Here is a 21,281-nt window from a genome sequence, read left to right on the forward strand (position 1 = left end):
ACTTCCGCCGCTCGTCTGTTTCTCTCGCCACCCGGGTATCTCTGGTGGCTACTCCACGCCGCGGATCGGCGGGGTGTGGAACGTGCCGCCGAAGACCCGCTCGGAGGCCCCCACCCGGTCGAGGTAGGGAGTGAGCCCGCCCATCTGGAACGGGTAGCCCGCGCCGAGGATGAGGCAGAGGTCGATGTCCTCGGGTGCCGAGACGACGCCGTCCTCGAGCATGCGGTGCACTTCGTCGGCGAGGCCATCCTCGATCCGGCGCAGCAGCTGCTCGCTGGTCTGCGGGGATGTCCCACCGGCGACGATGGCAACGGCCTGCTTGTCGTAGCCCTTCACCTTGCCCTTGGAGTCCCGCTCGAAGATGTGACCGAGCTCGGCCAGCTTGTGCAGGTTAGCGCTGTCGAAGAACCGCTCCGGGAATGCCGAGTGGTGGGTGTCGAGCACGTGGGCTCCCACCTTGAGACCGACGAGTTCGAGCAGCTCGAATGGCGTCATCGGCAGCCCGAACGGCTGGATCGAGGCATCCACCACCGCGAACGGCGTTCCCGTATCCACCGCGTGCATCGACTCACCGAGCACCTTCGCCAGGATGCGGTTCACCACGAACCCAGGGGTGTCGCGGGTAATGACCGCGTTCTTGTAGAGCTTCGCGGCCGTGACCATCGCGGTCGAGAGCGTTGCGTCGTTGGTGAGCGGCGTGCGCACCACCTCGATCAGCGGCATCACCGCGACGGGATTGAAGAAGTGGAACCCCACGAGGCGTTCGGGATGACTCAGCCGCGCGCCAATCTGTTCGACCGACAGCGATGACGTGTTGGTGGCCAGGACTGCCTCCGGGGAGATGTACTGCTCGACATCGGCGAAGACGTCCTGCTTCACTCCGAGTTCTTCGAAGACCGCCTCAATCACCCAGTCACAGTCGGCGAAGTCCGCCTTGTTCGTGGTACCGCTGACCAGCGCCGTGAGCCGGTTCGACTCGTCGGGGGAGATGCGCCCCTTCTGCAGCAGGGCATCGATTTCGTTGTGAATGTACGCGACGCCCTTGTCCACGCGCTCCTGGTCGAGGTCGGTGATAACAACGGGCACCTGCAGCCGGCGCACGAAGAGCAGGGCGAACTGGCTGGCCATCAGTCCGGCGCCGATCACGCCGACTTTGGTGACCTTGTGGGCGAGATCCTTATCCGGGGCTCCCGCTGGCCGCTTCGCGCGCTTCTGCACGAGGTTGAAGGCGTAGATGCTCGCCTTGAACTGGTCGCCGGAGATCAGGTCGGCGAGAGCATCGTCTTCGGCGGCGAAGCCGGTGGCGCGATCGGTGTTTTTCGCGGCCTTGAGCAGCTCGAGTGCGCGGTAGGGGGACTTCGCCACCGTACCGATCTTGCTCTCGAGCGACTTGCGGGCGATGTTGATGGCGACATCCCACTTGAACGCGCGCTCCAGCTTGCCGGGCACGTTCGGGCGGTCGACCTGGATTGCCCCGGTGAGCACGCCGTCGGTCCAGGCAATGGAATCCTCGAGGAAGTTCGCGGGGGAGAAGATGGCGTCCGCGATGCCGAGGTCGAACGCTTCCTGTCCCTTGAGCGTGCGGTTGTTCTTCAACGGGTTCTCGATGACGACCTTGAGGGCGTTCTCGATGCCGATGAGGTTGGGCAGTAGCCAGGCGCCACCCCAGCCGGGAATGATCCCGAGGAACACCTCGGGAAGGGCGAGGGCCGCGATCGAGCTGTCGATCGTGCGGTAGTCGGCGTTGAGACCGATTTCGACGCCGCCGCCGAGCGCGAGGCCGTTGATGAACACGAACGACGGCACGCCCAGGTCCGAGAGCTTGCCGAGCACGTGGTGACCCAGCTGGGCCATCTGCTTGGCAACGGCGCGGCTCGGAATGTCACTGACCTCGGACAGGTCGGCGCCGGCGGCAAGAATGAACGGCTTGCCCGTAATGGCGACGGCCGCGATCTCCCCGCGCGCGGCGCGGTCGCGTTGCGCGTCGAGCACTCCGCCGAGCTCGAGCATCGTTGCCGGCCCGAGTGTCGAGGGTCGGGTGTGATCGCGGTCGTTGTCGAGGGTGATGAGAGCAAGGCTGCGGCCACCCGACAACGGGACATCCCGAACGTACGAATGGGTGATGACCTCATCGGTCGACAGCGCCTGCAGCTCATCAAACTGGGTGGTTACGTCGGTCATTTCTTGCCCTTCTTCCCCGTGAAGTGCGGGTTCTCCCAGATGACGGAGCCGCCCTGCCCGAGACCAACACACATGGCCGTCAGGCCGAACCGCACCTCGGGGTGCTCCTCGAACTGGCGGGCTAGCTGGATCATGAGACGGACACCGGATGACGCGAGCGGGTGACCGATCGCGATGGCGCCGCCCCACGGGTTCACGCGGGGATCCTCGTCATCGATACCGAAGTGGTCAAGCAGCGACAGCACTTGGACGGCGAATGCCTCGTTGAGTTCGAACAGTCCGATGTCGGTGATCGACAGCCCCGCCTTGCGGAGCGCCTTTTCGGTCGACGGCACCGGCCCGATGCCCATGATTTCGGGTTCGACGCCGGCGAACGCGAAGCTGACCATGCGCATTTTCACCGGGAGACCGAATTCCTTGGCGGCGTCGGCGCTGGCGATGATGCTCGCGGTCGCGCCGTCGTTGAGGCCAGAGGAGTTGCCCGCGGTCACCCGACCGTGCGGGCGGAACGGCGTCTTGAGGCCCGCGAGTCCTTCCATGGTGGTCTCGGGACGCAGTGCCTCGTCTCGCGTGGCGAGCCCCCAGCCCGCGCCCGAGCGAGTGGCAATGGGGATGAGGTCGGGCTGGAGCTTGCCCGCGTCGTAGGCAGCGGCGGTCTTCTGCTGGCTGCGCATCGCGTAGCGGTCGGATCGCTCCTTGGTGAGGCCGGGAAAACGGTCGTGGATCCGCTCGGCGGTGTTGCCCATGTTTAGGGCCTCACCGCTGACGAGCTTCTCGGCGAGGAAGCGGGGGTTGGGGTCTGCCCCAAACCCCATGGGGTGCCGTCCCATATGCTCGACACCGCCGGCGATGCCGATGTCATACGCACCAAACGCGATGCCGCCCGCGATCGCCGTTACCGCGGTCATGGCGCCCGCGCACATGCGGTCGATCGCGTAACCGGGAACCGACTTCGGAAGGCCGGCCAGGAGGGCTGCCGTACGCCCAAGCGTCAGGCCCTGGTCACCGGTCTGCGTCGTCGCGGCAATTGCCACTTCGTCGATCCGGTCCTTGGGAAGCGACGGGTTTCTCTCGAGGAGCCCGATCATGGCTTTCACGACGAGGTCGTCAGCCCTGGTATCCCAGAACATTCCCTTTTCGCCTGCCCGACCGAACGGGGTACGGACCCCATCCACGAACACGACTTCAGTTTTCTCGGCCACTTTGCCTCCAACACATAGGTACTGCGTTGAATCCTAGGCTGACCGAAAGTTACCTCAGTATCCGTTGCTTGTTTCTACGAATCTGCTTCCGCAGGTGCTTCGGTCGTTTGGATAGCCTCCACAAAGGCCTGACTGATTGCCTGTGCGGTTGCGTCAACCTGCCACTGCCGTGCACCCATGTCGAGAAGCGCCGATTCGATGGACGTCGCGTCGGTGCTGGCCGGCGGATTCCAGCTGACCCGGCGCAGCAGCTCGGGCGTCAACAGGTTTTCGACGGGGATGTTCAGCTCGGTCGAGACCTCGGTGACGGCGGCGCGTGCGGCCTTCAGACGCTTGTCGGCCTCGGGGTTCTTGTCCGACCACGCGCGGGGCGGCGGAATGTTCTCGCCCGGGGGACGCAGCACGGGAAGGTCGGAGGTGGCCAGACCCGCCTGGATGGCATCCCACCATCGGTCGATCTGCGAGCGACTGGCGCGACCGGTGAATTCCTTGAGCGCCGACAGGTCGCGCTTCGTCTCGGGGAGCACCCGGGCAGCTGCAACCAGCGCCGAGTCGGGCACGAGGCGTCCGGGAGCGGTGTCGATCTCGCGGGCGTAGGCGTCCCGCGCTTCCCACAGTTCCCGCGCCACGGCGAGGTTCCGGATGCCACGGATGGAGTGCAACCCGCTGAGGCGCCGCCACGGCTGCTCGCGGACGGGCTTGAGATCACGGGCAAGCACCGCGGAGAACTCCTGCGCGGCGATGTCGGCCTTGCCCGCGTCATCCAGCATCTTTCCCATGACGTCCCGCACGTCGACGAGAAGTTCCACGTCGAGGGCGGCGTAGACGAGCCAGGCCTGGGGGAGCGGACGGGTGGACCAGTCGGCAGCGGAGTGCTCCTTGGCGAGGTGGATGCCGAGAAGTTCCTCGACGACGGTGCCGAGTCCCACGCGCGGGAGACCCGCAATGCGGGCGCCCAGCTCTGTATCGAACAGGCGTGTCGGGTCGAGACCGACCTCACGCAGGCAGGTGAGGTCCTGGCTTGCGGCGTGCAGCAGCCATTCCTCGTCCTTAATCACGTCGTTGAGTTCGGAGAAGGAGCCGATCGCGGGCGGGTCGAAGAGGAAGGTGCCGGATCCGCGACGGAAGATCTGGATGAGGTAGGCGCGCTGCGAGTAGCGGAAGCCTGAGGCGCGTTCCGCGTCGATGGCAATGGGACCGTGACCGGCCGCGATCGCCTCCACGGCTTCGAGGTACCCCTCGCGCGTGTCGATGACCGTCACCGCCACATGGGGTGCCTGTTCGGGCGCGGGCGGTGGTACTACGTCGGGGCTATTCACGTCCGGCTCGGTGCGCTGACAACAGGCTCACTCCTTCAATGGCCGGAGGTAACCCGGCCAGCATGCACAACAATTCAGTCCAGCCTTCCACATGCGCGGTGGCTTCGGCGTCGGTGGGGGTCCAGGAGGCCCGTAATTCGATCTGCGCGCCGTCTCCCTGGGAGGCGAGCTCACCGAATCCCGTGGAGAGAATCTTCGTCGCCGTGCCGCTGGCGGAGGTGTACTTGGCACCGCGGGCATCGAGGGCGTCCACCAACCACGACCAGGTCACCTCCGCGAGGAACGGGTCGATGCCGATCTCCGGCTCGAGCGGTGCCTGTGCGAAGCAGACGATGCGGAAGGTTCCGCCCCAGGCGTCCGGCGCGGACGGGTCGTGGAGCAGGATGAACCGGCCCGTTCCCAACAGGGAGTCGTTGCCATGACGTGCGGGCGTGACATCCGCTGCCAGAGCGAGGGCGTAGGGGGCGAGGTTCTCGGGCGCGCTGATCTCGGTGACGGTCAGCTCCGGACGTGTCGCGGCGCGGCGGACCGCTTCGACGGCGGCCACGAAGGCGGCCGGTGGTCCTGCTGGTGTCTCGGGCACGAGTGAAGATTAGGCTTTGTTGCTATTTTGGGGCGTGAGGCTCGCCGTTTGATGTGGAGCCCTGTGATCTGGAGTGCATACGATGAACCCCCGCCATCCCCGGCATTTCTCCGCGCGTCGTGTCATCGGTACCTCCGCCATCGGGGTGGGCGCCCTCGTGGCCTTCGGCACGGCGGCGGCCGCCGTCACCTCCGTGGCCGTCGCCAGGCTGATTGTCGTTCCCTCCGGCAGGCACACCGATGACGTGCGGGTGCTCGCGGTCACCGAGGACACGATCACGCTCTCGTCCACGGCCGACACCCGGCTGCCCGGGCGGTATGGCTTCTGGTTCACCGCGAGTTCCGGTCACGCCAAGCTGGGCGAGATCCTGTCATCGACACCGGTGTCCGTCACGCGCGAGCTTCTCTCCGTCGATTTTGGGCGACTGGATGTCGCGCGGCGGGGTCGCTTCGGAGGCTGGTTCTATCTCAGCCCCCGCGAACTCGATGTGCCGTACAGCAATGTGCTCGTTCCTACTCCCGTCGGACCGGCCCCCGCGTGGCTCATCCCGGCCGACGAGGACACCGGGCGCTGGGTGATCGGCGTGCACGGCCGGGGCGTGCGGCGGGCCGAGACCCTGCGTGCGGTCGACGTGTTCCGACGCGCGGGCTACTCGATCCTTCTCGTCTCGTACCGTAACGACGGCGACGCGCCGTCGAGCGATGACGGGCGCTACGGGCTCGGGGACACCGAATGGCAGGACGTGGATGCCGCGCTCAGCTACGCGATTGCCCAGGGCGCAACCGACGTGGTTCTGCTGGGCTACTCGATGGGTGGCGCGACAGTTCTGCAGACAGCCATCCGCTCGGAAAATGCCGGCGTGATTCGCGGACTCGTTCTCGATTCGCCGGTGATCGACTGGATCACGGCCTTGCGTTACCAGGGCACGAGCATGAAGCTCATCGAGCCGTTGCAGCGACTGTCGCTGGCGATCATCAGCAGTACCTGGGGTCGGGCCGTCACCGGGCTCCAGGAGCCCATCGACCTGGTGCGGCTTAACCTCGTTGCGCGGTCGGGCGAACTGACGGTTCCGGTGTTGCTCATGCACAGCGTCGATGACGGGTTCATTCCGGCCACGGCGTCGCGCGCGCTGGCCGAGGCGCGTCCGGATGTCGTCGAATATCACGAGTTCACCGTCGCCCGGCACATCAAGCTGTGGAACTACGACCCCGAGCGGTGGACCGCCGCCGTGGAGGGCTGGCTCAGGCGTTTGCCACAGTCCAGCGCGCGTACAGGCCGCTCGCGTCGTCGGCCAGCAGCTGCGACAGAGTAAGCGCCTTCTCCGTCATCTCTTGCGTTCCAAAGAGGGGGATGGCCGTGCCGCCGAGGTTCGGGCTTGTCGACAGGCACAGTTCGTTGACGAGTCCCGCGTCGATCAGCTGACCGGCGAGGCTGGGGCCGCCCTCGGCCACGACTGACCGGTATCCGGCGCCCTGCAGGGTGCTGAGGATGTCGGCGGGGGCGAGTCGGCCGTCGACGTCGGGAACGATGAACACTTCCGCGACCGCGTCGCCCAGGGTGCGGCGCACGGTGTCGGCCGCGGATCCCGGACACAGCACGAGCAGCGCGCCGCGCTGGCCGGTCGTCACGATCCGGTGTCCGGACAGATCACCGGACGATGTGACGACGGCGAGGGCGGCGGTGCGGGGAAGGTAGTAGCCCTCGACCCGCACGCTCGCGGCGCCGACGAGCACAACATCCCCGTGGTCGCGAATGATCTTGAGGATGCGCCGGTCGATCGGACTGCTGAGGGTCTCGCTCGTGCCGTCGGTTCCGCCGGCGCTGCCCGAGACGCTCCCGATGAGGTTCAGCCGTACCCAGTCGGGCCGGGGGATTCGGTACAGCTCGACCAGGGCGGACTGTGATTCGTCCGCGTCCAGGTCGATTGGGTCGTCGCCCGTCGGGAAGATCCTGGTGAGGATCACGCCGCCGTTTTCTCTCGGATCTGCCGCTTTGCCCGACCGAGCAGAGCCGTCATTCCGCGGATACGCAGCGGGCTGACGGCCTCGGTCAGTCCCAGGTCCGACGGGTAGTCGTCCGGGACGGCCAGTACCTCGGCGACCGTGAGGCCGGCGAGACCCTGGGCGAGGATCGAGGCAAAGCCACGGGTGGTTGGGGCTTCGCGGGGAGCCGTCGCGTAGAGGTGCACGATGTCCGAGTCATCCACCTCGACAAAGATGAAGACGGGGGACTGGCACTCAACGACCTGTTCAAACAGATCGGGGTGCTCGCTGTAGCGTTCGGGAAGTTCCGGCAGTTCCTGCGAGAACTCGAGGAGCAGCTGCAGCCTGTCGCGCACCTCGAGGTCGCGGAAGTCGTCCTTGATCTGCTGCAGCGCGGCGGGGAGGGGTTCAGACATTGCCGAACCCCTCCCCGGCGCGGCCGGTGTCAGCGGCGCGAAGGAACGGCGCCCGGCTCCGAGCCCTTGACGATCGGGACACGCACAGCGCTGCCCCATTCGGTCCAAGAACCGTCATAGTTTCGTACTCCTTCAAAGCCGAGAAGATGCGTCAGCACAAACCACGTGTGGCTGGAACGCTCGCCGATACGGCAGTAGGCAATCACGCTATCACCGTCGGTCAGGCCAGCGCCGTCGCGGTACACGGCGTTGAGTTCATCGAGGGGGCGGAAGGTTCCGTCGTCGGCAGCCGCCTCCGCCCACGGCACGTTCTTCGCGCTCGGGATGTGTCCGGCGCGCAGCGCGCCCTCCTCGGGATACGCGGCGGCTGTGGTGCGCTCACCACTGAATTCCTCGGGGGATCGCACGTCGATCAGCGGGCTGCCGAAGTGGTCGAGCACGTCCGACTGGTACGCACGGATCGGAGCGTCGTTGCGCTCGACGACCGGGTACTCGACGGTGGGTGCACTCTCGCGGTCGGTCGTGTACTCGCGGCCCTCCGCTTCCCACTTCGCCCTGCCTCCGTCGAGCAGGCGCACGTCAGTGTGCCCGAAGAGGGTGAAGACCCACAGAGCGTAGGAGGCCCACCAGTTGCTCTTGTCGCCGTAGATGACGACGGTCGTGTCCCGTGTGATGCCCTTGGAGCCGACGAGAGCGGCGAACTGCTCACCGTTGATGTAGTCGCGCTCCACCGGGTCATTGAGGTCGGTGTGCCAGTCGATCTTCACGGCGCCGGGGATGTGGCCCGTTTCGTAGAGGAGGACGTCCTCGTCCGATTCCACAACTACTAGTCCATCGGTGCCAAGGTGCGCCTGCAGCCACTCGGTCGACACCAACCGCTCGGGGTGGGCGTAGCCGGCGAAACGCGGGGAGGGATCGTTCTCAACAGTCATGGGAGTGCTTTCGTTGTCGTGGATCGGGAGTATCGCGCGCCGCACGAAAATTGCTGCGGCTCTAGGGACAAGTCCATCGGTCTAGGCTTTATGCCAGATCCGTTCATTGAAATCTACGAGACTGAGCCGTGCCCTGCCGGTCACCCGTAAGAGTTCGACACAATCGACAGGCTCGCTGATGACCACTGAATCGACCCCCGCTGTCGCGTCTCTCGTCGACCGGAACCCGACGCTGTCGGGCGAGCAGATCGTCGCGCATCTCGTTCCTCCCCGCCAGTTCGAGACCGCGAGTCTGGACACCTACCGTCCCGACCGCGACTATCCCTCGCAGGGGGCCGCGGTCGCAGCGATCCGGCACTTCGTTGCCAACTGGACGGCCCCGCGCGCCAGCATCTTTTCCCGCAAGAAGGCACCCGCGGTGCTGCCGGGAATCTACCTCGACGGCGGTTTCGGCGTGGGCAAGACCCACCTGCTGGCAGCGCTCTGGCACGCTGCCCCCGGTCGCAAGTACTTCGGCACCTTCATCGAGTACACGGCGCTGGTGGGCGCAATCGGATACGCGGCAACGGCCCAGTTGATGAAGGGCGCGTCGCTGCTGTGCATCGATGAGTTTGAACTGGATGACCCGGGCGACACTCGCATCATGTCCCGGCTGCTCACCGAGCTGGCCGCCACGGGTACCCGGATCGCCGCCACGTCGAATACCCCTCCGAACGCGCTGGGCGAGGGACGGTTTGCCGCGCAGGACTTCCTCCGCGAAATCGACGCCCTCTCCGCCCAGTTCGACACACTGCGTATCGACGGCCTCGACTTCCGCCGGCGCGATTCCGAGGGCCACGCGATCGTCACCGACGCAGAGTCGCTGGACGGCGTGATCGCGGGGCTCAAGGGAACTGTCACCCGGGACGAGTTCGCCGCCGTGCTCGAGCACCTCGCCACGGTGCATCCGTCCCGTTATGTGCGCCTCGTCGAAGACGTCGACGCCGTCGTGCTCACCGACGTCGCACCGTTCAGCAGCCAGACCGACGCGCTGCGGTTCGTCGCGTTCGTCGACCGCCTGTATGACGCGCAGGTGCGAGTGGTCGCGACAGGAACCGCCCTCGACCAGATCTTCCCCGATGACATGCTGGCGGGCGGCTACCGCAAGAAGTACCTGCGGGCGGTATCGCGGCTCGTCGCGCTGACCTCGGGCGTGGGGCTCTGACCCGCCTCAGTCGGTGACCGGAACCCTTCGACGGTAGTGCCGGGCGCGGGCGCCGATGAGCGCGGCGCCGACGACGGCCGCGATGAGTGACCCGGTGATGACGGCGAGGGTTCCCTCGTTCGCGAGCGTCACGTTTTCGCCCCAGGCCAGTTCATTCATCAGCAGTGACACGGTGAATCCGATGCCGCCGAGGCCGGCGATCGCGACGAGGTCCGCGAGGGGGAGTGCCGGTGTGCCCCGGGTGAATCGTGCGGCGAGGGCCGCGCCTCCGGTGATCCCGATGAGCTTGCCGACGGGCAGGGCTATGACGATGGCCCAGAACGCCGGGCTGAGGTTGGTGATTCCAACCGACGGGAGGGGCACCAGCGCCGCGACGAAGGCGAAGACGGGAAGGATGATGCCATTCGAGAACGGTTCGAGGCCGTGCCGCGCGCGTCCGGCCGGCCGCGCGGCCATGACGAGTCCGAGGCTGACCCCCGCGATGGTGGAATGCACCCCGGACAGGTAGACGAGGGCCCAGGCGAGAACACCGAGCGCGACGAGACCGGTGATGACCCATGGGCCGATGGTGGCGCGGCGGCTCAGCACGGCGAAGGCGGCGATCACGACGACGGCACCCACCAGCGGGAGGGGCTTCAGCCCGTCGGTGAAGAAGAAGGCGATGATGACGATGGCGATCAGGTCGTCGATGACGGCCAGCGCGAGCAGCAGCGCCCGTACTCGGGACGGGAGTCCGCGGCCGACGATGGCGAGCACACCGAGGGCGAAAGCGATATCCGTCGCCGTGGGAATCGGCCACCCCATTGAGAGCGCGGGATCGCGGGTGACGACGAGGTAGACGAGGGCAGGAGCAACGACGCCCCCGACCGCGGCCATGGCGGGCACCAGCGCCTTTCCCACCGAGTTGAGTTCGCCGTGGGTCAGCTCGTGCTTGAGCTCGATGGCCGCGATGAAGAAGAAGACGGCGAGCAAGCCGTCGGTCACCCAGTGGCGGAGCGTCAGGTCGAACCCCAGGCCGGGGATGCCGAGGTGAAGGTCGACGAAGCCGAGCAGGTCCGGTCCGACGGCGGTGTTGGCGAGAACCAGTCCCGCGGCGGCAGCGGCGACGAGCAGAATCGCGGCAAATCGCTCGGACCGGAAGATACTCATCGTGTGCCCCAGCCTAGGGGTGACGATTCACGTCGATCGTGCAGCGGTTCAGTGGCATCCCGAAACATGATGTTTACATTCGGCCCATTTGCGTAACATCCGTGAAACACGCTGACCTACGTACTGAAACGTCAGTCTCCCAGACTGGCTGTCGTACCCGACGATTCGCCTGCTCCCAACGTATGTGGACCTCGCGGTGCATCCCTTGCAAACGTATGAGAGGTACTACACATGGACCAGGGCAATACAGCCTTCCTCCTTCTCGCCGCGGCTCTCGTCCTGCTGATGACTCCCGGCCTTGCGTTCTTCTACGGAGGACTCGTCAAGGCCAAGAGCGTTATCAGCATGATGATGATGAGCTTTGGCGCATTGGGACTCATTGGCGTTCTGTGGGTTCTGTACGGATACGCCATCGCGTTCCCGGCGGCCACCGGAACCATCGCCCCGTGGACGATCGACTGGAACGAGCTCGGCCTGAACAGCCTGGTCGCCGTTCCGGAGGACGCGTCCTACCCGCCGCTCGCCTTCGCAGCCTTCCAGGCCACGTTCGCGATCATCACCGTCGCTCTCGTGTCCGGTGCTATCGCCGACCGCGCGAAGTTCGGTGCGTGGATGGTCTTCGCCGGCATCTGGGCGACCGTCGTGTACTTCCCCGTCGCGAGCTGGGTCTTCAACTTCGGCCTCGCTGATGACGGATCCTTCGCCTACGGCGGATGGCTCACCCACGGCCTGCAGGACGTCTTTGGCGTCGGCACGATCGACTTCGCCGGTGGAACCGCCGTTCACATCAACGCCGGTGCGGCCGGTCTCGCCCTGGCTCTCGTCCTCGGAAAGCGCGTCGGATTCGCCAAGGGCCTCACGGTTCCTCACAACCCGCCGTTCGTTCTGCTCGGCGCCGGTCTCCTCTGGTTCGGCTGGTTCGGCTTCAACGCTGGTTCCGAGCTCGCCGCCGACGGCACCGCCTCCCTCGCCTTCATCAACACGATCGCCGCTCCGGCAGCAGCACTGCTCGCCTGGCTCATCGTTGAGAAGATCAAGGACGGCAAGCCGACCTCGGTCGGCGCCGCGTCAGGTGCAGTTGCCGGCCTCGTTGCCATCACCCCCGCCTGTGGCTCGCTGACCCCCGGCTACGCCATCGTCCTCGGCCTCCTCGCCGGAGCCGTCTGTGCCGTTGCCATCGACCTCAAGTTCAAGCTTGGCTTCGATGACTCGCTCGATGTCGTTGGTATCCACCTCATCGGTGGTGTCATCGGAACCCTGTTCCTCGGCTTCTTCGCGAACAACACCGGCCTCGTCTACAGCGGTGAGTTCACGCAGCTCCTGGTGCAGGCCATCGCAGCGTTGTCCGTCATGGTCTACTCCTTCGTTCTCGCGTACATCATCGCCTTCGTCATCCAGAAGACGATGGGCTTCCGCATCAAGAACGAGGACGAGGTCGCCGGTGTCGACTCCGCGGTTCACGGCGAAGAGGGCTACGTCCTCGTCGACGCCCGCTAGTTCGGGAAACGTGAACTAAGCACGACATAGTACAAACACAGCAGCTCTGCGGATAAGGGGCGTCGTCCATCGGACGGCGCCCCTTATTCTGTGATCGAATGAATTAGTAACGACACGTGTCGCATACCGACTGGGGGATGACTCTTTCGTCATGATGGCTGTGCTGTCGTCTCTCGCGATCGTGGTGATCATCCCCGCCCTCGCACTTCTGTACCGCGAATACATCGGCCGTCCGGGCTCCCGCGCCTCGGTCGAACTCACCGTCTCCGTCGCGGCAGTCTCCGCCGGCGTGTGGCTGCTCGCCACGGGCTTCATTCCCGGGGTGGGCCTCACGGCCCTCTGGCTCCCGACTGCGGCGCTGGCAGCGTTGGCCGGTGTGCTCTGCACCCTCCCCGTGCGCGACCGCACCGGGAGCGTTCGCGCCGCCGTTGGCTGGTGCCTGGCCTGGACGATTCTCGTGTTCGTGCCCGTGGCCCTCGTGGTGTTGTACCCGGCCGTCGTGGGCGTGGCTCCGGGTGACCGCGCCCTGGACCTCGGCGGCGCCATTCCCGTGCACATCGCCGTGGGCAGCTCGGCCACGGCGTGGATCATCATGGCCCGCAAGGGGGACAGGCCCGAGCAACGTCGCGTGCGCCCCGTGACGTGGGCAATGGTGGTCCTCGGTCTTCTGCTGTGGGCAGGCTGGACCTGCGGGCTGGTCGGGCTCGAGCTCGCGTTTGACGAGGTCACGGGCAAGATCGTGCTGAACAGTGTGCTTGCGCCCGTGGCATCCACTGTCGCCTGGCTTGTCATCCAGCGGATTCGCACCCACACCACGTCCCTGCAGGGAGCGGTGAGCGGGCTCGTCTGTGGGCTGGTGGCCGTGACTCCGACGGCGGGGTTCCTGGAGCCAACGTGGGCGATAGTCACGGGCGTGGCAGCGGGGGCGTTCGGATGCCTCCTGACGGTGGCGCGTCTTCGTTCGCCGCTGCGTCGCTCGTGGTTCCTGTTCAGCACGCATTTTCTTCCCGCCGCGATCGGTCTCGTGCTGGCGGGCTTCTTCGCAACGGGACCCGGGTTCATCTTCACCGGGCAGGTGGGGGTGCTGTCCGCGCAGGTTGCCACCGTCGTCGTGGTGAGCGGATGGTCGATTCTCGTCTCGGCGGTGCTGTCGCAGTTCGTGCTGGTGTTCCTTCGCCGGCGCCATCGTCTCCACCGCCCGTAAGGCTCTGCCCTCTCACACCTCGGCGCCGGAATCCACCCGTGTGCCGCAGGGCGCTGCCGACATAGGCTGGAAAGAAATCGGGCCTTCCGTAAGGCCGGGGGGCCCACGTGATCGAGGAGGATCAACGTGTCAGGAAACAGAGCAGTTGCCTACAAAGGCCCAGGAGTCGTCGAGGTCATTGACATCGACTATCCGACCTTCGAATTGAAAGACGGTCCGGGCGTCAACCCGGCCAACGTGGGTCGCAAGGTGCCCCACGGAGCCATTCTCCGCACCGTTGCCACCAATATCTGCGGCTCTGACCAACACATGGTGCGGGGCAGGACGACTGCCCCCTCCGACCTTGTGCTCGGGCACGAGATCACCGGCGAAGTCGTCGAGGTGGGTCCCGGAGTCGAGTTCATCAAGGTCGGTGACATCGTCTCGGTCCCGTTCAATATCTCGTGCGGTCGCTGTCGTAACTGCAAGGAGCGCAAGACCGGCGTGTGCCTCAACGTCAACCCGGACCGCCCGGGTAGCGCTTACGGGTATGTCGACATGGGTGGCTGGGTTGGTGGCCAGGCCGAGTACGTGCTCGTTCCCTACGCCGACTGGAACCTGCTGAAGTTCCCGGATCGCGATCAGGCGCTTGAGAAGATTCTCGACCTGGCGATGCTGTCGGACATCTTCCCGACCGGCTTCCACGGTGCCGTCACGGCGGGTGTCGGCGTCGGCTCAACTGTCTATGTCGCCGGTGCCGGGCCCGTCGGCCTTGCCGCCGCGACCGGCGCGATGCTCCTCGGCGCCGCTGCCGTGATCGTCGGTGACATGAACGCCGACCGTCTGGCCCAGGCACGCAGCTTTGGCGCGGAGACGATCGACCTCAGCAAGGGAGACCCGGCCGAGCAGATCGAACAAATCCTCGGAGTGCCGGAGGTTGACTGTGCTGTCGATGCGGTGGGATTCGAGGCAAAGGGCCACGGCTCGGACTCCGGCCACGAGGCCCCCGCGACGGTGCTCAACTCGCTGATGGACATCACGGCAGCCGGGGGAGCCCTCGGCATCCCGGGACTGTATGTCACCGGTGACCCGGGTGGAATCGACGCCGCGGCGCAGAAGGGCTCGCTGAGCCTCAGTCTCGGCACCGGATGGGCGAAGTCGCTGTCCTTCACGACCGGTCAGTGCCCCGTGATGAAGTACAACCGTGGGCTGATGATGGCGATCCTTCACGACAAGGTGCACATCGCCAACAACGTCAACGCGAAGGCGATCTCGCTCGAGGACGCCCCGCGCGGGTACGCCGAGTTCGATGCGGGAGCAGCGACCAAGTACGTGCTGAACCCCAACGGATACCTCGACGGCAAGTAGCACAGGCCGCGAACGACAAAAGCCCCCGGGATGATCCCGGGGGCTTTTTCGTGTGGGCGATACCGGACTTGAACCGATGACCTCTTCGGTGTGAACGAAGCGCGCTACCAACTGCGCCAATCGCCCCAACAAGACAATCCTGCCATACGTTTGCGTGCATACGGTGCCGTCGAACACGCCCGGGTTGCATGGTTTTGCGCGTCGAATTGGTTATGTGGGCACACGTGGGCTACAGTTTCCAAGCACGCAGAAATGCTTGCAGTGCGGATGTGGCGCAGTGGTAGCGCATCACCTTGCCAAGGTGAGGGTCGCGAGTTCGAATCTCGTCATCCGCTCGAAGGAAAGTTATACGAAGCAAGATTCACCACAGTGGGCAACCACCATGGTGGCGTGGCCGAGAGGCGAGGCAGCGGCCTGCAAAGCCGTCCACACGGGTTCAAATCCCGTCGCCACCTCGGAATAATAAGAAAAAATGCTTGAGCGATTGGCGCAGCGGTAGCGCGCTTCCCTGACACGGAAGAGGTCGCTGGTTCGATCCCAGTATCGCTCACACGAGAAAAGGCCCCGGAGAAATCCGGGGCCTTTTTGTTTGCCCCGCGCCGGGGACACCCAACCGGACGTGTTCAGCGCTCATTCAGGCAGGGCACAACGCCGCCGCCGCCGCGGCACTAAAGTTGGGGGAATGAGTGCCCCGAAAACCGGATTCGACCTGTTCACAGAACGAAGCATCGTCGCCATGCGCGTCAATGGAGAGCTGAAGGATCTGGCGGCCACCGTCGCTGATACCGACACGGTCGAGGGCGTCGACATCACGTCGCCCGACGGCCTCAACATTCTTCGTCACTCGGCCGCCCACGTGATGGCGCAGGCGGTGCAGTCGATCAACCCCGACGCGAAGCTCGGAATTGGTCCGCCCATCACCGACGGCTTCTACTATGACTTCGACGTCGAGACTCCCTTCACCCCTGAAGACCTCAAGGCCATCGACAAGGCCATGGAGCGCATCATCAAGCAGGGTCAGCGTTTCACCCGCCGCGTCGTCGGCGACGACGAGGCGCGCGCCGAACTCGCTGGCGAGCCCTACAAGCTCGAGCTCATCGGCCTCAAGGGTGGAGAAAGCGACACGACACCCGGCGTCGGCTCCAGCCACGAGGAAAACCTCGAGCTGGGTTCCGACAACGAGTCGGTCGAGGTCGGCGGTGCCGAGCTGACGATCTACGACAACGTTGATCCCAAGACGGGCGAGGTCATCTGGAAGGACCTCTGCCGTGGACCCCACCTGCCCAGCACCCGCATGATCGGCAACGGCTTCGCTCTGACGCGTTCGGCAGCCGCCTACTGGCGTGGCTCGGAGAAGAACAAGCAGCTTCAGCGCATCTACGGCACCGCCTGGCCCACCAAGGACGAGCTGCGTGCCCACCAGACCCGTCTGGAGGAGGCCGCCAAGCGCGATCACCGCAAGCTCGGCAACGACCTCGACCTCTTCTCGTTCCCGGATGAGATCGGTTCCGGCCTCGCCGTGTTCCACCCCAAGGGCGGAATCGTGCGCGCGGAGATCGAGCGGTACATGCAGGAGCGTCTCCTCAAGAACGGGTACGAGCTCGTCTACTCGCCGCACATCACCAAGGGCACGCTGTTCGAGACCAGCGGTCACCTCCAGTGGTACAAGGACGGCATGTTCCCCGCGATGCACCTCGATGAGGAAGTCGACGACGAGGGCCACATCACGCGCCAGGGCCAGGACTACTACCTGAAGCCCATGAACTGCCCGTTCCACAACCTCATCTTCAAGGCGCGCGGCCGCAGCTACCGTGAGCTTCCGCTGCGCCTCGCGGAGTTCGGAACCGTCTACCGCTACGAGAAGAGCGGTCAGCTCTCCGGACTCACCCGCGTGCGCGGTCTGACCCAGGACGACGCCCACGTGTATGTCACGCCGGAGCAGGTCAAGGCCGAGGTGGCGAGCCAGCTCGAGTTCGTTCTCGAGACCCTTCGCGGATACGGTCTGACCGACTTCTACCTCGAGTTGTCCACCAAGGACCCCGAGAAGTACGTCGGTGACGATCAGACGTGGGCGGATGCCACGGAGACGCTGCGTCAGGTCGCAGAAGAATCCGGACTCGAGCTTGTCGCAGACCCGGGCGGAGCTGCCTTCTATGGTCCGAAGATCTCCGTGCAGGCGCGCGATGCGATCGGACGCACCTGGCAGCTCTCGACGGTGCAGCTCGACTTCAATCAGCCCGAGCGTTTCGAGCTGGAGTACACGGCCCAGGACGGCACGCGCCAGCAGCCCGTCATGATTCACCGTGCGCTGCTCGGCTCGATCGAGCGGTTCTTCGCGATCCTGCTTGAGCACTACGCGGGAGCGTTCCCGGTATGGCTCGCGCCCGTACAGGTCATGGGTATCCCCGTCGCCGAGGAATACGCCGACTACCTGGGCGAGATCGTTGGCCGCCTCAAGACGCAGGGCGTCCGCGCCGAGATCGACCTGTCCAGCGACCGCATGCCGAAGAAGATCCGCAACGCCACGCTGCAGAAGATCCCCTTCCAACTCATCGCGGGTGAAGAGGACCGCGCCGCGGGAGCGGTGTCCTTCCGTTTCCGTGACGGGCACCAGGAGAACGGCATCCCCGTGGATGTCGCGATCGAACGCATTCTGGAAGCGATCGCCACGAAGGCCCAGGTCTAGTCGTGGAAGAGAAGCGCGATATCGACGGCAAGGTCTACGAGGTCGAATCCTCGTCGGACTTTGCCGCGGTGCCCGATGCCTTCCAGCGCCTGTGGACGCCGCACCGGTACGTCTACATCGAGAACGGACAGCCGCCGGGGGAGGACGTCTGCCCGTTCTGCATCGCGCCCACGCTGGACGATGAGACCGCGCTGATCGTGGCCCGCGGAACACACGCCTACGTGTTGCTGAACCTGTTCCCGTACAACAGCGGCCACCTGCTTGTCTGCCCGTACCGCCACGTGTCGACCTACGACCTCGCAACGCCGGAGGAGGTCGCCGAGATCGCCAGCCTCACCCAGGAAGCAATGCGCGTGCTCACCGCAACGTCGGGAGCGCACGGGTTCAACATCGGGATGAACCAGGGCCGGATTGCCGGTGCGGGTATCGCGGAACACCTGCACCAGCACGTCGTGCCGCGCTGGGCCCAGGACTCGAACTTCTTCCCGATCATCGCCGGCACCAAGGCGATTCCCCGCCTGCTCGGCGAGGTTCGGGCCGAGGTCGCCGCGGCCTGGTCGAAATAGCGACAGCGCGGGTCATCCGCCCGCACCCCAGAAATTTTCCAAACAAGTAGAATTTAGGACCATGAGCGACACCACTACGTCAGAACAGTTGGGCACGAGCCGCGTCAAGCGTGGACTCGCCGAGATGCTCAAGGGCGGTGTCATCATGGACGTCGTCAACGCCGAGCAGGCGAAGATCGCCGAGGACGCCGGCGCCGTAGCCGTCATGGCGCTCGAGCGCGTTCCCGCGGACATCCGCTCGCAGGGTGGCGTCGCACGCATGAGCGACCCCGACCTGATCGACGGCATCATCGCCGCGGTGTCCATTCCCGTCATGGCCAAGGCCCGCATCGGTCATTTCGTCGAGGCGCAGGTGCTGCAGGCACTCGGTGTCGACTACATCGACGAGTCCGAGGTTCTGAGCCCGGCCGACTACATCAACCACATCGACAAGTGGAAGTTCACGGTTCCCTTCGTCTGTGGTGCCACCAACCTGGGCGAGGCGCTGCGCCGCGTTACCGAGGGTGCAGCGATGATCCGCTCCAAGGGCGAGGCCGGAACCGGCGACGTGTCCGAGGCCACCAAGCACATCCGCACCATCAAGGGCGAGATCGCTGCCCTCTCCGCCAAGACGGCCGATGAGCTGTACGTCGCCGCCAAGGAACTGCAGGCACCGTACGACCTCGTCGTCGAGGTCGCCCGCACCGGCAAGCTGCCCGTCGTACTCTTCACCGCCGGCGGAGTCGCAACCCCCGCCGATGCAGCACTAATGATGCAGCTGGGTGCCGATGGTGTCTTCGTCGGTTCCGGAATCTTCAAGTCGGGCAACCCCGCGCAGCGTGCGGCAGCCATCGTCAAGGCGACCACCTTCTTCGACGACCCGTCGGTCATCGCCGATGCGTCACGCGGACTCGGCGAGGCAATGGTCGGCATCAACGTGTCCGACCTCGCGGCTCCCCACCGCCTCTCCGAGCGTGGCTGGTAGTCACTCGGCACAGCACGCGCCCGTCGGCGTCCTCGCTCTCCAGGGCGATTTCCGCGAGCACATTGCTGTGCTGAGCGCCCTGGGAGCGGACGCCATCCCCGTTCGCCGCCCCGAAGAACTGGAGCGCGTGGCAGGCTTGGTCATTCCCGGCGGTGAGTCGACGGTCATGGACAAGCTCAGCCGCCTGTTCGGCCTGGCGGAGCCGCTGAAGGCTGCGGTCGCGTCGGGACTTCCCGTGTACGGCACCTGCGCGGGGCTCATCATGCTCGCCGACCGCGTGCGGGATGCGATCGATGGCCAGCAGACGCTGGGGGGACTGGATGTCACGGTCCGCCGCAACGCGTTCGGGTCGCAGCTCGACTCCTTCGAGACCGACCTCGACATCCCCGAGCTCGGAGACCCGCCGATGCACGCGGTCTTCATCCGCGCACCGGTGGTCGAGGACATCGGCGAGTCCGTGACGGCGCTTGCCACCCTGGACGACGGCAGGATCGTCGCGGTCGAGCAGGGAAACCTTCTCGGCACCTCCTTCCATCCCGAGGTGACTCGCGACTACCGTTTCCACGAGTACTTCCTCGAGAAGATCCGTTCGCGCTGACCGCGGCACGGATTTTCCCCCACCCGCGTGCGGGGCTGGAGCCCCGCGCACCTCTCGCTAGAATGTGAGTCATGTCAGGCCACTCCAAATGGGCAACCACTAAGCACCAAAAAGCAGTCAAAGACTCGCGTCGTGCCAAGTCGTTCGCCAAACTCATCAAGAACATCGAAGTCGCAGCCAAGATCGGTGGTGCAGACCTCTCGGGTAACCCGACCCTCGTCGACGCCATCCAGAAGGCGAAGAAGACCTCGGTCCCGAACGAGAACATCGACCGCGCCGTCAAGCGTGGTTCCGGTCAGCTCGGCGAAGTCGTCGACTACCAGACCATCATGTATGAGGGATACGCGGCGGGCGGCGTTGCCCTGCTGATCGAGTGCCTCACGGACAACCGCAACCGCGCGGCCGCCGATGTGCGCACCATCATGACCCGCAATGGCGGGCAGATGGGCGACCCCGGAAGTGTCGCGTACAACTTCAGCCGCAAGGGCGTCATCTCGGTCACGAAGACCGACGGTGTCACCGAAGACGACATTCTCGGTGCCGTGCTCGATGCGGGTGCCGAAGAGGTCAATGACCGCGGCCAGGGCTTCGAGATCATCACCGAACCGCACGACATGCTGCCGGCGCGCACAGCCCTGCAGGAGTCGGGAATCGACTACGACTCCGCCGATGTCGAGTTCGTCCCCGGCGTGACCATCGCCGTCGACCTCGAGACCGCGCAGAAGATCTTCCGCCTCATCGACGCGCTCGAAGACAACGACGACGTACAGAACGTGTACGGCAACTTCGAGATTCCCGCCGACGTGCAGGCCGCGCTCGACGAAGAAGAGTAGTAGTCCGTGTCGCTCCGGGTGCTGGGGATCGACCCCGGCCTCACCCGGTGCGGTGTCGGAATCGTTGACGTCGAGGCATCCCGCTCCGCCGTCCTCGTGCACGTGAGCGTCATCCGCACGCCCACCGACATGCCCCTCGAACGACGACTGCTCGCCATTGGCGAGGGAATCGCCGCGCTGCTGGACGAGTTCCAGCCCGCGGCCGTCGCTCTCGAGCGTGTCTTCGCGCAAAACAATGTGCGCACGGTCATGGGCACAGCGCAGGCCAGTGGTGTTGCGATGCACGCGGCCGCCGCCCGTGGGCTGTCCGTCGGGCTGCACACGCCGAGCGAGGTCAAGGCCGCGGTCACGGGCTACGGTTCCGCGGACAAGAAGCAGATCGCCACCATGGTGCAGCGCATCCTGCGGCTGGACGCGCCTCCAACGCCCGCGGATGCCTCGGACGCACTCGCCCTCGCCCTGTGTCACGCATGGCGCTCCAATGGAACGATGCGCGCCGTCGACTCATCGGCGCCCGCACCCAGCATGTCGGGTCTAACCCCGGCGCAGGAGGCGTGGCGCAAGGCCGAGAAGTCAGTGGTCGCTCGTAGGCTGGGCCAATGATTTCTTCAAGGCGCC

General features: G+C 65.6%; 19 protein-coding genes and 4 tRNA genes. 14 read left to right on the forward strand and 9 right to left on the reverse strand.

Annotated features, from left to right (window positions below; translation table 11 throughout):
* Window positions 1-48: 48 nt before the first annotated feature.
* The 4 genes from HB677_RS05400 to HB677_RS05415 all read right to left on the reverse strand — a co-directional run bounded on the left by HB677_RS05400 (window position 49) and on the right by HB677_RS05415 (window position 5,285).
* Complete coding sequence (locus HB677_RS05400; protein ID WP_213814662.1) at window positions 49-2,181, reverse strand: 3-hydroxyacyl-CoA dehydrogenase NAD-binding domain-containing protein; 2,133 nt, start codon at window positions 2,179-2,181, stop codon at window positions 49-51.
* The gene (locus HB677_RS05405; RefSeq protein ID WP_213814663.1) at window positions 2,178-3,383 is read right to left on the reverse strand and encodes a thiolase family protein; all 1,206 of its coding nucleotides are present in this window, start codon (window positions 3,381-3,383) and stop codon (window positions 2,178-2,180) included. Before HB677_RS05405 ends, HB677_RS05400 begins: the two co-directional genes overlap by 4 nt.
* Before the next feature lie 74 nt (window positions 3,384-3,457).
* On the reverse strand, window positions 3,458-4,651 hold the full coding sequence (locus tag HB677_RS05410) for a ribonuclease D (protein WP_374193789.1): 1,194 nt from the start codon (window positions 4,649-4,651) through the stop codon (window positions 3,458-3,460).
* A 43-nt stretch (window positions 4,652-4,694) separates the two neighbouring features.
* The gene (locus HB677_RS05415; RefSeq protein ID WP_213814665.1) at window positions 4,695-5,285 is read right to left on the reverse strand and encodes a DUF3000 domain-containing protein; all 591 of its coding nucleotides are present in this window, start codon (window positions 5,283-5,285) and stop codon (window positions 4,695-4,697) included.
* Between the two features lie 82 nt (window positions 5,286-5,367).
* On the opposite strand from HB677_RS05415, the gene HB677_RS05420 reads away from it, so the two are divergent.
* Window positions 5,368-6,597, forward strand: a complete 1,230-nt coding sequence (locus HB677_RS05420; RefSeq protein ID WP_213814666.1) for a S9 family peptidase — start codon at window positions 5,368-5,370, stop codon at window positions 6,595-6,597.
* Here the strand turns inward: HB677_RS05420 and HB677_RS05425 are convergent.
* From HB677_RS05425 to HB677_RS05435, 3 genes are read right to left on the reverse strand one after another with little or no spacing between them, the layout of a single operon-like run.
* Complete coding sequence (locus HB677_RS05425) at window positions 6,527-7,249, reverse strand: dihydrofolate reductase family protein (RefSeq protein WP_213814667.1); 723 nt, start codon at window positions 7,247-7,249, stop codon at window positions 6,527-6,529. The two genes, HB677_RS05420 and HB677_RS05425, sit on opposite strands and share 71 nt — an antisense overlap.
* Window positions 7,246-7,683: a SufE family protein gene (locus HB677_RS05430; protein WP_213814668.1), complete on the reverse strand. Its 438-nt coding sequence runs from the start codon at window positions 7,681-7,683 to the stop codon at window positions 7,246-7,248. Before HB677_RS05430 ends, HB677_RS05425 begins: the two co-directional genes overlap by 4 nt.
* A 29-nt stretch (window positions 7,684-7,712) precedes the next feature.
* Window positions 7,713-8,615, reverse strand: coding sequence for a sulfurtransferase (locus tag HB677_RS05435; RefSeq protein WP_213814669.1), 903 nt, complete (start codon window positions 8,613-8,615; stop codon window positions 7,713-7,715).
* Between the two features lie 178 nt (window positions 8,616-8,793).
* Between HB677_RS05435 and zapE the strand changes: the two genes are divergently transcribed.
* Window positions 8,794-9,819, forward strand: a complete 1,026-nt coding sequence (gene zapE, locus HB677_RS05440) for a cell division protein ZapE (protein ID WP_213814670.1) — start codon at window positions 8,794-8,796, stop codon at window positions 9,817-9,819.
* A gap of 6 nt (window positions 9,820-9,825) precedes the next feature.
* Here zapE and HB677_RS05445 read toward each other — a convergent pair whose 3' ends face one another.
* Window positions 9,826-10,968: a Na+/H+ antiporter NhaA gene (locus tag HB677_RS05445; RefSeq protein ID WP_213814671.1), complete on the reverse strand. Its 1,143-nt coding sequence runs from the start codon at window positions 10,966-10,968 to the stop codon at window positions 9,826-9,828.
* A 231-nt stretch (window positions 10,969-11,199) separates the two neighbouring features.
* On the opposite strand from HB677_RS05445, the gene HB677_RS05450 reads away from it, so the two are divergent.
* The 3 genes from HB677_RS05450 (at window position 11,200) to fdhA (ending at window position 15,016) form a co-directional block, all read left to right on the forward strand.
* Complete coding sequence (locus HB677_RS05450; RefSeq protein WP_213814672.1) at window positions 11,200-12,465, forward strand: ammonium transporter; 1,266 nt, start codon at window positions 11,200-11,202, stop codon at window positions 12,463-12,465.
* A gap of 151 nt (window positions 12,466-12,616) precedes the next feature.
* Complete coding sequence (locus tag HB677_RS05455; RefSeq protein WP_213814673.1) at window positions 12,617-13,669, forward strand: hypothetical protein; 1,053 nt, start codon at window positions 12,617-12,619, stop codon at window positions 13,667-13,669.
* Between the two features lie 126 nt (window positions 13,670-13,795).
* Window positions 13,796-15,016 carry a formaldehyde dehydrogenase, glutathione-independent gene (fdhA, locus tag HB677_RS05460; protein ID WP_213814674.1) on the forward strand — a complete coding sequence of 407 codons (1,221 nt, stop codon included), beginning with the start codon at window positions 13,796-13,798 and terminating at the stop codon, window positions 15,014-15,016.
* Window positions 15,017-15,069: 53 nt separating this feature from the next.
* Here the strand turns inward: fdhA and HB677_RS05465 are convergent.
* A tRNA-Val gene (locus HB677_RS05465) sits at window positions 15,070-15,142 on the reverse strand.
* A 137-nt stretch (window positions 15,143-15,279) separates the two neighbouring features.
* On the opposite strand from HB677_RS05465, the gene HB677_RS05470 reads away from it, so the two are divergent.
* From HB677_RS05470 to ruvC, 9 genes are all read left to right on the forward strand, one after another.
* Window positions 15,280-15,351, forward strand: a tRNA-Gly gene (locus tag HB677_RS05470).
* 49 nt (window positions 15,352-15,400) lie between these two features.
* A tRNA-Cys gene (locus HB677_RS05475) sits at window positions 15,401-15,471 on the forward strand.
* Window positions 15,472-15,494: 23 nt separating this feature from the next.
* Window positions 15,495-15,566 (forward strand) — tRNA-Val (locus HB677_RS05480).
* A 132-nt stretch (window positions 15,567-15,698) separates the two neighbouring features.
* A complete protein-coding gene (thrS, locus tag HB677_RS05485) occupies window positions 15,699-17,702 on the forward strand; it encodes a threonine--tRNA ligase (protein WP_213814675.1) in 2,004 nt (667 codons plus the stop codon).
* 2 nt (window positions 17,703-17,704) lie between these two features.
* Entirely contained in the window at window positions 17,705-18,268 is a 564-nt protein-coding gene (locus tag HB677_RS05490; RefSeq protein ID WP_213814676.1) for an HIT domain-containing protein, read from the forward strand.
* A gap of 61 nt (window positions 18,269-18,329) precedes the next feature.
* Window positions 18,330-19,232 carry a pyridoxal 5'-phosphate synthase lyase subunit PdxS gene (gene pdxS, locus HB677_RS05495; RefSeq protein WP_213814677.1) on the forward strand — a complete coding sequence of 301 codons (903 nt, stop codon included), beginning with the start codon at window positions 18,330-18,332 and terminating at the stop codon, window positions 19,230-19,232.
* Entirely contained in the window at window positions 19,222-19,830 is a 609-nt protein-coding gene (pdxT, locus tag HB677_RS05500) for a pyridoxal 5'-phosphate synthase glutaminase subunit PdxT (RefSeq protein WP_307852491.1), read from the forward strand. Before pdxS ends, pdxT begins: the two co-directional genes overlap by 11 nt.
* 71 nt (window positions 19,831-19,901) lie before the next feature.
* Window positions 19,902-20,663, forward strand: a complete 762-nt coding sequence (locus HB677_RS05505) for a YebC/PmpR family DNA-binding transcriptional regulator (RefSeq protein ID WP_213814679.1) — start codon at window positions 19,902-19,904, stop codon at window positions 20,661-20,663.
* Between the two features lie 6 nt (window positions 20,664-20,669).
* Complete coding sequence (gene ruvC, locus HB677_RS05510; protein ID WP_213814680.1) at window positions 20,670-21,266, forward strand: crossover junction endodeoxyribonuclease RuvC; 597 nt, start codon at window positions 20,670-20,672, stop codon at window positions 21,264-21,266.
* Window positions 21,267-21,281 lie beyond the last annotated feature (15 nt).

The organism is Glaciihabitans sp. dw_435 (assembly GCF_018449675.1).
Lineage (GTDB): Bacteria > Actinomycetota > Actinomycetes > Actinomycetales > Microbacteriaceae > Glaciihabitans.

What these genes read in the sequence shown, in the direction of transcription:
- HB677_RS05505 (WP_213814679.1), top strand. Translation starts at nt 19,902, where the DNA reads ATGTCAGGCCACTCCAAATGGGCAACCACTAAGCACCAAAAAGCAGTC.
- HB677_RS05430 (WP_213814668.1), bottom strand. Translation starts at nt 7,683, where the DNA reads ATGTCTGAACCCCTCCCCGCCGCGCTGCAGCAGATCAAGGACGACTTC.
- HB677_RS05435 (WP_213814669.1), bottom strand. Translation starts at nt 8,615, where the DNA reads ATGACTGTTGAGAACGATCCCTCCCCGCGTTTCGCCGGCTACGCCCAC.
- thrS (WP_213814675.1), top strand. Translation starts at nt 15,699, where the DNA reads ATGAGTGCCCCGAAAACCGGATTCGACCTGTTCACAGAACGAAGCATC.
- HB677_RS05420 (WP_213814666.1), top strand. Translation starts at nt 5,368, where the DNA reads ATGAACCCCCGCCATCCCCGGCATTTCTCCGCGCGTCGTGTCATCGGT.
- pdxS (WP_213814677.1), top strand. Translation starts at nt 18,330, where the DNA reads ATGAGCGACACCACTACGTCAGAACAGTTGGGCACGAGCCGCGTCAAG.
- HB677_RS05445 (WP_213814671.1), bottom strand. Translation starts at nt 10,968, where the DNA reads ATGAGTATCTTCCGGTCCGAGCGATTTGCCGCGATTCTGCTCGTCGCC.
- HB677_RS05450 (WP_213814672.1), top strand. Translation starts at nt 11,200, where the DNA reads ATGGACCAGGGCAATACAGCCTTCCTCCTTCTCGCCGCGGCTCTCGTC.
- HB677_RS05400 (WP_213814662.1), bottom strand. Translation starts at nt 2,181, where the DNA reads ATGACCGACGTAACCACCCAGTTTGATGAGCTGCAGGCGCTGTCGACC.
- HB677_RS05455 (WP_213814673.1), top strand. Translation starts at nt 12,617, where the DNA reads ATGATGGCTGTGCTGTCGTCTCTCGCGATCGTGGTGATCATCCCCGCC.
- zapE (WP_213814670.1), top strand. Translation starts at nt 8,794, where the DNA reads ATGACCACTGAATCGACCCCCGCTGTCGCGTCTCTCGTCGACCGGAAC.